The sequence below is a fragment of the Enterococcus sp. DIV0086 genome, assembly GCF_050498705.1.
GTDB lineage: Bacteria > Bacillota > Bacilli > Lactobacillales > Enterococcaceae > Enterococcus > Enterococcus faecalis.
The window spans coordinates 2637321-2649575 of sequence record NZ_JBNIDN010000001.1 but is presented as its reverse complement, the minus strand read 5'-3'; the positions used below and the strand labels follow the sequence as shown (position 1 = coordinate 2649575).

Here is a 12255-nt window from a genome sequence, read left to right as displayed (position 1 = left end):
TATCTTGGTTATTCTAACACTTTTTCTTGTTTCTGGCTATGTCAGCCTTCTAAATCAAACTAAATAGTTGTCAAAAAATGTCAGAAGCACTATACTTACTTTAAGTAAGTATACATAGTTATTTAGAGGAGGAACTCAAAATGCATGCTCAATTTCATCATGTTTCACTATTAGCGCGTCATGGTCAAGAAAACCAATCATTCTATACAAAATTGTTAGGATTACGTTTTGTCAAAAATACCGTAAATCAAGACAACAATCGCATGCCTCATTATTTTTATGGCGATTATCAAGGCACGCCGGGAAGCTTAGTAACTTTTTTTATCGTGCCCTTATTAGGCAACCGCTATGAAGAAAAAAATTATTTAGCCACGATTGGCTTAAAAATTCCCCAAAACAGCCTTTCCTTTTGGGAACAACGTTTAACAGAAAACAAAATTCCATTTAACAAAAAAGAAAAGAGCCTACATTTCAGTGATCCAGATGATACGCATATTATCCTGACAGAAGTTCCTGAAAATCCATTAAAAGAAACACTCGTTGTTTCTAACGACATTCCAGCAGCGGTTCAAATTATCGGTTTGACCTCTACTGAATTTCATGTGCCAGATTCTGAAAAAACCTTGGCCTTTTTTGAAACATTTCTTGGTTGGCAAGCAGTTGGCAATACGATTATTTTAAGTGAGACGGAAAGCTTTTCTGTTCATCAAACAACGTCGGATAAAACAAGCCGAATGGGGCGTGGCAGTATGGATCATATTGCTTTTTCTGTGGCTGATGATGAAGCATTACAAGAACTACACACGCGCGCTTTAGCACAAGGCTGGGAGATTGAAATGTATGTAAGTCGTGGATATTTTAAAAGTTTATACATTCGTGAACCAGGCGGGAATCGGGTTGAATTTGCTACTTTGACTCCTGGTTTTACATTGGATGAGCCTCTGGAACATTTAGGGGAAACGTTGGCTTTACCGCCTTTTTTAGAACCAAAACGGACTGCAATCGAAGCCAACCTCTACAAAGACATGTAACCAACGCTTTAGAAAACAACGGAAGACGGACGTAATAATCGGTGACAAAATTACGTCCGTCTCTCTTCCCCTATGTTTGAATGTTTGAACAAGAGAATAAAAAATGACCTTCAGATTTTTCTGAACGTCATTGCACATTCCATAAAAAGCATCCTTCGTTCTTCCACTTCTTACTTCTTAAAAAAACTGGTAATTTTTTCAAAAATTCAGTAAAATAAAAGTGGTCAATGGTTTCCATTGATTGAACGGGCAACTTGATGGTCCACTTGCACAGGTGACTATTCAAGGCTTCGTGATTTAGTTGCCGCTAAATCATGAAGCGCCTTTTTTTATTTTATTCCCTTGTTCTCTTTCCATTCTAATGAAAAACTCAGCTCCCGTCAACTTGCTATAAAGGACACTTTTCTTTGTTATAGCGGCTTTTCCCCCTTCTCAGAATACTCTTTTTAACATCTTGTTTCGTTCAGACAACTTTTACTAAACAATAGTTATCTTTTCTTTTTTTTAGAACGAATTAAAAAAATTTTACCGCCTTCTTTTTCCCATTAAAAATAGATTACATTTGTCGAAATCGCATTTTTATAGCATACTAGTAATAAGATACATTTTCAAAATATTTAGTTGAGGTGAGTAAGTTGATAGAATTTCAGCATGTATCAAAATTTTATAAAGGCGGAAAAGTCGCCGTTGATGACATTAATTTGTCTTTCGATAAAGGTGAATTTATCTGCTTCATCGGAACAAGTGGTAGTGGAAAAACAACATCAATGCGGATGCTTAACCGCATGACCGACCCTTCAAAAGGAAAAATTTTAATTGATGGCCAAGATATTCAAAAAATCAATCCTGTAGAGCTACGTCGCCAAATTGGCTATGTCATTCAAAATATCGGCTTGATGCCTCACATGACCATTCGTGAAAATATCGTTTTAGTGCCTAAATTATTAAAAGTACCTGTGGAAGAACGCAATAAGATAGCCGAAAAAATGATTGATTTGGTTGAGTTACCACGAGAAATGTTGGACCGCTATCCCAATGAACTTTCTGGGGGACAACAACAAAGAATCGGCGTTGTGCGGGCTTTAGCTGCCAATCAAGATATTATTCTAATGGATGAACCTTTTGGCGCTTTAGATCCTATCACCCGTGATTCATTACAAGATTTAGTGAAAGATTTGCAAGAACGTTTAGGAAAAACTATTGTCTTTGTTACCCATGATATGGATGAAGCGTTGAAATTAGCAAATAAAATTGCCATTATGAGCGAAGGCAAAGTAATTCAATTTGACACACCAGATAATATCTTACGTCATCCAGCCAATGAATTTGTAGAAGAACTCATCGGAGAAGATCGCTTATTACAAGCTAAACCTGATTTCACCACTGTTGATGAAGTCATGTTAAATTCAGCAATTACTATCACGCCGGAAAAATCTTTACAAGAAGCGATTAAATTGATGCGTGAAAAACGGGTTGATACCTTATTAGTTGTTGATAATTCCCATGTGCTTAAAGGCTTTATCGATGTTGAAACATTAGATCAGCAACGTGGCAAAGCTTCTAGTGTCGGTGATATCTTGAATAAAGATGTCTTCTTTGTTCAAAAAACCGCTCTTTTACGTGATGCTTTACAAAGAATCTTAAAACGTGGCTTAAAATATGTGCCAGTCGTTGATGAACAAAAACGAGTGGTGGGCATCTTAACACGTGCTTCCCTTGTTGACATTGTTTATGATGTTATCTGGGGCGATGAAACAACGATTAGTGAAGCTGTAGAAGCAAAACAAAGCGAGTCCGAAACTGATAAAGAGGAGGCGTAAGCAATGAGTAGCTTCTTTCAAGAATATGGATCAGAAATGATTTCAAAAAGTATTGAACATATTTATATTTCATTCTTTGCACTTTTATTAGGGGTCGCTATCGCTGTGCCCGTTGGCGTTTGGTTAACACGTTTGCCCAAAGTAGCCAATATTGTCATTGGTTTAACAAGTGCCTTACAAACGGTTCCTTCGTTGGCTTTATTAGCTTTGATGATTCCAATTTTTGGTGTCGGCAAAACACCCGCTATTATCGCGCTATTCATCTATTCCCTTCTACCTATTTTAAGAAACACGTATATCGGAATGAAAAATGTCGATGAAAATTACCGAGATGTTGCTAAAGGCATGGGTATGACCAATTTACAGTCTATTTTTAGTGTTGAATTACCCATTGCCATGCCAACAATTATGGCCGGCATTCGTTTAGCTGCTGTCTATGTCATTGCTTGGGCTACACTGGCTTCTTATATTGGTGCAGGTGGTCTTGGTGATATGATTTTCAGTGGATTAAATAACTATCAGCCAGAATTAATCTTTGGCGGGACTATTCCGGTAACTATTTTAGCGCTTTTAGCAGATGTTCTTCTTGGATTATTAGAAAATCGTTTAACGCCAAAAGCTTTAAGGGAGGGCGAATAATGATGAAAAAGAAACTCAAGTTAAGCTTACTCTTCTTAAGCAGTTTACTTTTATTGGCAGGTTGTTCTTTACCTGGTCTCGCTTCAACTTCTGATGATAACACTGTCGCCATTACAGGTGGGATTACTTCAGAAGCGCAGATTTTAGGGAGCATTGTAGCGGATATGGTTGAGCATTACACAGATAAAAAAACAAATGTGATTAACAACTTAGCCACTACTACCATCAATCACCAAGCAATGTTAAACGGAGATGCCTCAATTTCTGCAGCTCGTTATACTGGTACTGACGTGACTACTACGCTTGGCTTACCAGCGGAAAAAGACCCTAAAAAAGCGTTTAACCTAGTTCAATCAGAATTTGAAAAACGTTATCAACAAACTTGGTTCCCTTCATATGGATTTGAAAATACTTATGTATTCTTAGTTACAAAAGAAACGGCTGAGAAATACAATTTAAAAACAGTCAGTGATTTAGGGAAAGTCGCAGACAAATTAGTTGCTGGTGTCGATACTGCGTGGATCACACGTGAAGGCGACGGTTATGAAGGCTTTAAAAAGGAATACAACTTCCAATTTAAATCTATTTTACCAATGCAAATTGGCTTGGTGTACGATGCAGTCAACGCTGGAAAAATGGACGTTATCTTAGGTTACTCAACAGATGGCCGGATTGGTAGTTACGATTTAGTCATGTTAAAAGATGACAAGCGCTTCTTCCCGCCTTATGATGCCGCTCCTGTGGTTAGTGACAAATTATTAAAAGAAACGCCGGAAATTAAAGATGTATTAAATCGCTTAGATGGTAAAATTTCTACCAAAAAAATGCAAGAATTGAACTATCAAGCAGATAATGATTTAATTGAACCTGCGGTCGTAGCCGAACGTTTCTTAAAAGAAAATAACTATTTTGAGGGGGAGTAACAGATGAATAATATGAATTTATTCCAACAATTTATCTACTATTTCCAACAAAATGGCGGCTACGTCTTTCAACAATTTTTACGTCACTTTTTAATTTCGATTTATGGCGTAATCTTTGCTGCAATTGTCGGGATTCCTATTGGGATTATGATTTCACGTAAACGTAGCTTAGCCAACTGGATTATCCGTTTAGCGAACATTATCCAAACAGTACCAGCTTTGGCAATGCTTTCGATTTTAATGTTGGGGATGGGCTTAGGTGTCAACACGGTGGTTGTAACGGTCTTCCTTTATTCTCTCCTACCAATTATCAAAAATACGTACACTGGCATGATTCAAGTGGATCGCAATATTTTAGATGTTGGTAAAGGAATGGGTATGACAAAAGTACAACTTCTTTATATGGTCGAGTTGCCTTTATCTGTTTCAGTAATCATGGCAGGTATTCGAAATGCGTTAGTCGTCGCAATCGGGATTACTGCGATTGGTGCTTTCGTTGGTGCTGGTGGTTTAGGGGATATTATTATTCGTGGAACCAATGCCACAGATGGTGCTTCTATTATTTTAGTCGGCGCCTTACCAACGGCCTTTATGGCGATTATCACAGATTGGGTTCTAGGGATTATTGAACGGCGTTTAGACCCAGCTAGCAAACATTCCAATTAATAAAAAATGCAGAGCAGATCCAACATTGTTTCTTTTCAATGGGATCTGTTCTTTTATCTAGGAGATTAATAATGTCTAACTATACTATTATCGATTTAAACCAACAACCACACTTAATTCCGTCAGCTGCTCAATGGTTTAGCCAAAAGTGGCAAATCCCCGCTGAAGCGTATCAAGCAAGTATGCAGGAAATGCTAACTAGCGAAAACCACGTACCACATTGGTGGGTCTGCTTGAATAAACAGCAGGACATCGTTGCAGGCGTGGGCGTAATTGATAATGACTTCCACAATCGTGCAGACCTTACGCCAAACCTTTGTGCATTGTATGTCGAACCAACATTTCGTCACCAAGGCTTAGCAGGAATTCTTTTAACAACAGTTGGTGATTTTCTTGCTAATTCTGGATTTAAAAAGCTTTATCTGCTTACAGACCATACTACTTTTTATGAAAGATATGACTGGGAATTTTTGACAATGGTAACCACTGAAGAGCAGTCTTGCGCTAGAATTTATCAAAAACAATTACGTCAATAAAAAAATCTGCCATCAAAAGATGGCAGACTTTTTTTTTATTTTTTCAAGTGATAACTATAGGTAGCCACAATAATATTTTCCCGCCACGCTAAACGAATCCGCAAGCGTAAACTTGTTTGATTATGCAAAATATTTTGCCAACGTTTATTTGGTACAAATTGTGGTACTAAAACTGTTGTACTGTAGTTATGCTTCGTGGCATTTTTACTAACCAAATCAACATAACGTAAGATAGGGTTTTGCAGTGAACGATACGAAGAATGGACAATTGATAGACGAACGTCCGGGAAGTGTTTTTTAAACTCTTCCTGAATTTCTTTTTCCTTCTCAACGTTTTCATCCATTGAGACATGCATGGCAACAACATAATCACCAATGGAACGCGCATAGTTCAAGGCGCCGACATTTGCCTTGGTTACGTTCCCTACTAAAACAATAACTGTATTCCCGTCAAACTCATGCAACTGTGCCCCATCTTCTAAACGTAGCTGTTCCGCCACATTTTTATAGTGAGTGTTGACCCGATAAAATGCATAAATCAACACTGGCATAATAATAAAGAACGGCCAGATGTCCCCTAATCGATAAATAAACAAAATGGCGATAATCGCGAAAGAGATAAAGGCGCCGACAATATTAGCAATTGATTTTGGCAACCAATTTTTAGTTTCTTTTCGCCATTTTACAACCATCCCCGATTGAGACAAAGCAAACGGAATAAACACACCAATGGAATACAATGGGATTAAACGTTCTGTGGAACCTTGGAAAATCAATAATAAAACAATGGAACCAGCAGCTAAAGTTAAAATACCATTTGAATAGCCTAAACGGTCGCCACGATCCATATACATATGCGGCATAAACTTATCTTTGGCTAAGTTATAAGCCAAAACTGGAAAGGCTGAGAATCCTGTGTTAGCGGCAACCGCTAAAATTAAGGCTGTCGCAAACTGTAATAAATAATATAAAATATTTTGACCAAAGACCGCTTTCCCAATTTGTGAAAGAACTGTCACTTCTTCTTTTGGCACAATCCCATACCAATAGTTAATAAACGTAATCCCCACGAAGAAGAACCCTAAAATCGTTGCCATTAACGCTAACGTCCCAGCAGCATTTTTTGCTCGTGGTTTCTTAAAGAATGGCACTGCATTACTGATTGCTTCAACCCCTGTTAAGGAAGAAGAACCAGATGAAAAAGCCCGTAGAACTAAGGCAATAGAAATTCCTGGAACCACGGCTCCTGGTAAAGCTGTCGCATTCAATGGCTGTGCGCCAGTCACAATTTTAAATAGCCCAACAACAATCAGTAAGGTAATAATTGCGATAAAACTATACACTGGCAACATTAAGAACGAAGCAGATTCTCGCAGGCCTCTCAAGTTCATTAAGGTAATCAATATCACAATCCCAATAGAAATTGCTACTTGATGGCCATATAACGCTGGAATCGCCGATATAATCGCCTCTGCACCCGCTGAAACTGAAACGGCTACTGTTAGCATATAATCGACTAACAACGAACCACCAGCCAATAAACCGGCATTTCTGCCGAGGTTTTCACTACTAACAACGTATGCGCCGCCGCCATGCGGATACGCATGAATAATTTGTCGGTACGACAATGTTAAAGAAATAAGTAAAATAATAACAAATGCAGCAATTGGCAATGAATACCAAATCGCAGCCGCCGACAAAGTAACCAGAACCACCACTATTTGTTCTGTACCATACGCAATGGATGAAAGTGCATCAGAAGATAACAACGCAAGCGCTGCAAATCTGCTTAATTTATGTTCATCATTTTCGGCTGATTTCAATGGTTTCCCAATGAACAGTCGTTTTAAATCCGCCATTTTTTTCGACTCCTTTTCTCTAGAGTGACCCGCTCACTTTTTTCATTATTTTTTATCAAACAAATCCATATGCTACGCTTCTCACAATGAAAAGTCAATTGATTTTTGTTACTGAAAAAGATAAAAAAATCACCATCTTTTTTTAATCATAATCTCATTTACAGCCCCCCGCTTCCTTTATCTTATCAAGAGAATCCAGATAACAAAAGGATTTGCATTTTCTAAACAAAAAAGCGAGAGCTAAAAGTCTATTTGACCTTTTGGCTCTCGCTTAAAAACTTAGGTAATTATTCCCTTTTATTGTAACAAGTACGTATGATCGAAGGTAATTTCCACTTTATAACGACCAATTTTTTCATAAACTTGCCGCTGAATTTCCACACCCAGTTCAAATTCAGATAATTTTGATTCTGTAGGTAAAACCAAGTCGAACAAAATCTTCGGTTCTTCACCATGGGTAACTAAGCGGATATCATGGACTTTTAAAGACGCATCAAAAGAACGAATAATCTTTTTGATTGTTTGATGAACAAATTGTTGTGTTGGGTCATACAAATTCACTGGATCAATATGACAAACAAGGTTAACATCTAATTCTTCTTTAAACTTCGCTTCAATCGCATCGATTGTCTGATGGGCTTTATTTAAATCCCAGCGATCATCAATTTCAATGTGAACAGACGCAAACGTTTGGCTAGGACCATAATTATGAATCAGTAAATCGTGATATCCTACAATTGTTTCCATTTTTGATAAGACATTTTTCATTTCATCAATTTCTGTTTGGCTCGGACGCATGCCCATCAACTCATTAATAAATTCGCGAATTAACTGCAAGCCACTATAAATAATATATGCAGCAATTAAAAAACCAATATATCCATCAATTCGCAAACCAGTGACGCCTTCAATAAATGCAGAAATCAAAACAGCTAATGTAGTATAAACATCATTAAAGCTATCCTTAGCAGAAGCAACTAATGCTTGAGAATCAATTTTTGCTGATACTTTTTTGTAAAACAGCCCTTGCCAAATTTTAATCCCAATTGATAAAGCTAAAACAGCAAATAAAATGGGTGTCACCTTGATTGATTCTGGATGCAGGATGCGATCAACGGAGGTCGTTAGAAACTCAAACCCAATAAACGTAATCACTAATGATACAAGCATTCCACTAATATATTCAAAACGTTCATGGCCATAGGGATGTTCTTTATCCGCTGGCTTACCAGCAATATAAAAACCGACTAATGTTAAAACTGAAGAAATAGTATCGGACAAGCTATTAATGGCATCTGCCATGATTGAAACACTACCTGAAAGCAAGCCAATCATAAATTTACTAACGAATAAAAATAAATTAGAAACAAGCCCAATCCGCCCGGCAAAAGCACCGAATGCTGTTCGTTTTTCCAATTTACGACGTTCAATTTTTTTCTCATATCGTTGAAGCAATGCTTGAATCATTTTACAACCCCTACCCACTTTTTATTTCTTAAAAAAATACTATAAAACCTTTTTATACATTTGTACACAAAAAACCTCACTTTCTGAGGGAGATTTTATTATTTAGCATTGCCAAAAAGTCAAAAGCAAGAGCCCCCAAAACTTCTTTGTTAGGGTTGCCTTGAAAATAAAGAAAAACAAAAAGCCGAAAACGCTAGAGACGTTTTCAGCTTTTTGTTTTTTAATGGAATAAATGGCTCTTTTGCGCTAAAGCCGCAAATTTTTTCGATCTGTGTTCCAGATGTGGATAAAGAATTGCACCGCCAATACTAAAGACGACTGAAATCCCCACCATAATCCAAATTGCAAACCAAGCATTTGGCCAGTAAATGCCTCCTGCTGATTCCCTTAGCAAGTTCACGGCATGCGTAAACGGCAAGAACGGATTAATCATTTGGAAGAATTTACCTGAGACTTGAATTGGGTAGTTCCCACCCCCACCAGAGATGGATAGTACCAAGATTATTATCGCAATTCCTTTCCCTACATTGCCAAAGAGAGCAACAAGCACATAAACCATTATCATAAACGTAATGGCAATCAATACCGCAAACCAGACGCTATACGCTGGATTACGAACATCTACGCCTAACGCAAAGTAATTACCTAAGGTTACAATCAGTGCTTGACCAATCCCCATGACAATGAAAGTAAACATCCGTGCTGAAAATTGTTCCCGTTTAGAAAAGCGTTTTTTATCTTTTCCTTCAAGATAAACATCTGTTGTCGCAACACTTGAGAATAACACAGCGCCAACCCATAAACACAAAGCTGTATAGAATGGGGTACTTGCCGAACCATTATTAGCAATCGGATAAACAGCATGTTCTTTGACTTCAACTGGTTGTGTAAAGAAGTCACTTTCTTTATTGGCATCTAATTTTAGTAATTTAAGAATTTCGCCTAAATCAACTTCTTTTTCACCTTTACGGATTGCATTCGCTGCTTTGTGTAATCCTGTTTTGATATTTGGCCAATCATTAATAATCAGCTCGTTGGCTTTGTCTAAGGCCGCTTCAACATCTGGCATTTTCTCATTGACTGTTTTCAAGGTATTCGTTAAATCTTTTCGGATACCTGGATAGTCATTTTGCATAAAGGCTGCCGCTTTGCTGACTTTGTCTTGAATGACTGGTAAATCGTTTTTATACAAATCAGCACCACGATTAATGCCATTGACAATGGTTTCCATATTGCCATTCAACATCGTATTTGCATCATGAATTTCTTGTTTAATTGCCGGCATTTCGGCTTGATATTTTTCTAATAAAGAAATCGCATTAGTGACCGTTTGACTTGTTGAGCTCAATAATCCTTCAAAGTCAATTTGTTGCGCTTTGTTTAGTTGACCTTGAGCGTTTTGGATGGTAGCAATTAATTTGTCTAAAATCGTTTTTACTGTGTTTTCAATCGCATTAGGGTTAATACTATTGACGGTTGCTTCTACTTGTTGAGCTTCATTTTGAATTTCTTCCAATCGTTTATCAGTTACCGCATTCACATCAATGTTATCAACATCAGTTTTTAATCTAACTACAATACCATCAATCGTATTCAATCTATTTATTGTGTCTTGTAAATCAGTGTTACCTGTGGCTTCTTGTATTTGCGTAAACAGTTGAATCAGCTGTTGGATATTTTCATGTTGTTTTCCTAAGCTTTCAGACAGTTGTTGCTTAATTGCTTCTCTTTCTTCAACTGGTAAACGATGATTTTTTAAATCTTCTAGTGCTGTATTTACACCAGCGCTAATTGTTCCAATTGCTTTTAAAATCGTCCCCACACTTTGAGTAATTCCAGGTAAAGCCTTTTCCAATTGAGTGGCGCCATCTAATGTGACATTCCCTAAATCATTGGCTTGATCACCTAGTTTACGAATATCTGGTAACGCCGTTTGAACTTGTTGAATGATTTCTAAACCTTGTTTTGCTTCTTGGATTCCTTCGCTCATTGTTTGTTCCACAGAGGCAAAGTCTTCATCAATCATAGCAATTTGTCGGCCAGCGTTTTGAATTTCTGGAATTTTTTCTTGTAACGTCAAAATAACACTAGCTTGTTCTTTGATGCTTGGCATTTTGCCATTTAGCTCAACAATCTTCTCTCCTAAAGCATCAACTTCAGGTAAATATTTCATCGCATCGTTGGCTTTCGCTAATTTTTCTTTTAGCTCAGGCATCTTACCATGTAAGTCTGTGACTTGTTTTGCGTACGTGTCAATGGTTCCAATGTTGGCATCTGTATCTAAAATCATGCTCTTAACTTTTTGAATGCTAACCATGTTTTTATCAATATCATAGCCAATATCATTGAATGTTTTGATTAACGTACTACTTGCCGTTTTGATGAATTCTTCCGAAATTTGTGACTGAATGGAAGAAGCCCCTTTTGACGTAATTTTCGGTGCAATTGCATTAATTTTTTCATTGATTGAATATTCAATTTTAGGTTTATTGATATCACCAGAAGTAAAACTTAGCAAATCTTTGGAAAAATCTTTAGGTAAATAAATCCCGGCAAAATATTTTCCTGATTGGACCCCTTTATCTAATTCCTTTTTCGAATCAACAAAACGCCAACCTAATTGCTTGTTTTTCTTCAAGTTTTTCAAGACTTCATCACCAATATTGACCGATTTATCTTGAAAAGTTGCTGTTTGGTCATCACTATAGACCGCTATTGGTAACTCTCCTGTATTTGAATACGGATCCCATAGTGCTTTAATGTTAAACCATGCATATAATGATGGAATAATCATTAAGGCAACAATCAAAAATGTTGCTACTGGGTTTTTAAAAATTCTTTTCCAATCTAAAATAAATAGTTCCCATGTATTTTTTATATGTTTCATAAAATCACCTGCTTTTTTTTGTGCCTGAATAACTTTAGCATAAAATACAAGAGAATAACAAACAAAAGCTTGAATGTTACGACACATTTTTAAAATGTCGTAAGTTCAAGCTAAGTTTGTTTATTTCATATTTTCAGAAAATTCCGAAACGACTTGTTTAACTTCATCAATGGCTTCTGGTTTTAAATAAGCCAAAAGTTTTGGTGCTTTTGTCATCAAGTACATTTTATCTAATTTGCCTGTTTGTTGGCGTTCAAACATTTCTGCAAGTAGCGCTTGCATTTTTTCTTTTTTATCTTCTTTTGTTCGATCTAGTATGAACGTTAAGAATTGTTCTTGTCCTTCTTTCATTCCCTATCCCTCCTTACAAACAGATTCTTTTCTATTATAAAACTTCTTTTTTAGAAAGGATAGTCCTTTTTTTAGG

Annotated in this window: 10 protein-coding genes; 6 read left to right on the top strand and 4 right to left on the bottom strand. The window is 36.9% G+C overall.

Going from position 1 to position 12255, the window contains the following annotated elements:
* The first annotated feature begins 140 nt into the window (after nucleotides 1-140).
* The 6 genes from IGI63_RS12815 to IGI63_RS12790 all read left to right on the top strand — a co-directional run bounded on the left by IGI63_RS12815 (nucleotide 141) and on the right by IGI63_RS12790 (nucleotide 5615).
* Complete coding sequence (locus IGI63_RS12815; protein WP_002366267.1) at nucleotides 141-1031, top strand: ring-cleaving dioxygenase; 891 nt, start codon at nucleotides 141-143, stop codon at nucleotides 1029-1031.
* A 626-nt stretch (nucleotides 1032-1657) separates the two neighbouring features.
* Entirely contained in the window at nucleotides 1658-2851 is a 1194-nt protein-coding gene (locus IGI63_RS12810) for a betaine/proline/choline family ABC transporter ATP-binding protein (RefSeq protein ID WP_002355745.1), read from the top strand.
* Nucleotides 2852-2854: 3 nt separating this feature from the next.
* The gene (locus tag IGI63_RS12805; RefSeq protein ID WP_002355744.1) at nucleotides 2855-3490 is read left to right on the top strand and encodes an ABC transporter permease; all 636 of its coding nucleotides are present in this window, start codon (nucleotides 2855-2857) and stop codon (nucleotides 3488-3490) included.
* Nucleotides 3491-3492: 2 nt separating this feature from the next.
* Nucleotides 3493-4413 carry an osmoprotectant ABC transporter substrate-binding protein gene (locus tag IGI63_RS12800; RefSeq protein ID WP_002355743.1) on the top strand — a complete coding sequence of 307 codons (921 nt, stop codon included), beginning with the start codon at nucleotides 3493-3495 and terminating at the stop codon, nucleotides 4411-4413.
* A gap of 3 nt (nucleotides 4414-4416) precedes the next feature.
* Nucleotides 4417-5079 (top strand): ABC transporter permease, encoded by a 663-nt coding sequence (locus IGI63_RS12795; RefSeq protein ID WP_002363261.1) that lies wholly within the window; start codon nucleotides 4417-4419, stop codon nucleotides 5077-5079.
* Between the two features lie 71 nt (nucleotides 5080-5150).
* Complete coding sequence (locus tag IGI63_RS12790) at nucleotides 5151-5615, top strand: GNAT family N-acetyltransferase (protein ID WP_002361333.1); 465 nt, start codon at nucleotides 5151-5153, stop codon at nucleotides 5613-5615.
* A 35-nt stretch (nucleotides 5616-5650) separates the two neighbouring features.
* Here IGI63_RS12790 and IGI63_RS12785 read toward each other — a convergent pair whose 3' ends face one another.
* The 4 genes from IGI63_RS12785 to IGI63_RS12770 all read right to left on the bottom strand — a co-directional run bounded on the left by IGI63_RS12785 (nucleotide 5651) and on the right by IGI63_RS12770 (nucleotide 12179).
* On the bottom strand, nucleotides 5651-7474 hold the full coding sequence (locus IGI63_RS12785; RefSeq protein ID WP_002379167.1) for an APC family permease: 1824 nt from the start codon (nucleotides 7472-7474) through the stop codon (nucleotides 5651-5653).
* 297 nt (nucleotides 7475-7771) lie between these two features.
* On the bottom strand, nucleotides 7772-8941 hold the full coding sequence (locus tag IGI63_RS12780; RefSeq protein WP_002386999.1) for a cation diffusion facilitator family transporter: 1170 nt from the start codon (nucleotides 8939-8941) through the stop codon (nucleotides 7772-7774).
* Nucleotides 8942-9161: 220 nt separating this feature from the next.
* Complete coding sequence (locus IGI63_RS12775; protein ID WP_010823435.1) at nucleotides 9162-11828, bottom strand: YhgE/Pip domain-containing protein; 2667 nt, start codon at nucleotides 11826-11828, stop codon at nucleotides 9162-9164.
* A 120-nt stretch (nucleotides 11829-11948) separates the two neighbouring features.
* On the bottom strand, nucleotides 11949-12179 hold the full coding sequence (locus IGI63_RS12770; RefSeq protein WP_429975896.1) for a hypothetical protein: 231 nt from the start codon (nucleotides 12177-12179) through the stop codon (nucleotides 11949-11951).
* Nucleotides 12180-12255 lie beyond the last annotated feature (76 nt).

Bases quoted from the DNA above. Each gene is read 5' to 3' on its own strand.
- IGI63_RS12805 (WP_002355744.1), top strand. From the start codon at position 2,855: ATGAGTAGCTTCTTTCAAGAATATGGATCAGAAATGATTTCAAAAAGT.
- IGI63_RS12790 (WP_002361333.1), top strand. From the start codon at position 5,151: ATGTCTAACTATACTATTATCGATTTAAACCAACAACCACACTTAATT.
- IGI63_RS12795 (WP_002363261.1), top strand. From the start codon at position 4,417: ATGAATAATATGAATTTATTCCAACAATTTATCTACTATTTCCAACAA.
- IGI63_RS12770 (WP_429975896.1), bottom strand. From the start codon at position 12,179: ATGAAAGAAGGACAAGAACAATTCTTAACGTTCATACTAGATCGAACA.
- IGI63_RS12780 (WP_002386999.1), bottom strand. From the start codon at position 8,941: ATGATTCAAGCATTGCTTCAACGATATGAGAAAAAAATTGAACGTCGT.
- IGI63_RS12785 (WP_002379167.1), bottom strand. From the start codon at position 7,474: ATGGCGGATTTAAAACGACTGTTCATTGGGAAACCATTGAAATCAGCC.
- IGI63_RS12800 (WP_002355743.1), top strand. From the start codon at position 3,493: ATGAAAAAGAAACTCAAGTTAAGCTTACTCTTCTTAAGCAGTTTACTT.
- IGI63_RS12815 (WP_002366267.1), top strand. From the start codon at position 141: ATGCATGCTCAATTTCATCATGTTTCACTATTAGCGCGTCATGGTCAA.
- IGI63_RS12775 (WP_010823435.1), bottom strand. From the start codon at position 11,828: ATGAAACATATAAAAAATACATGGGAACTATTTATTTTAGATTGGAAA.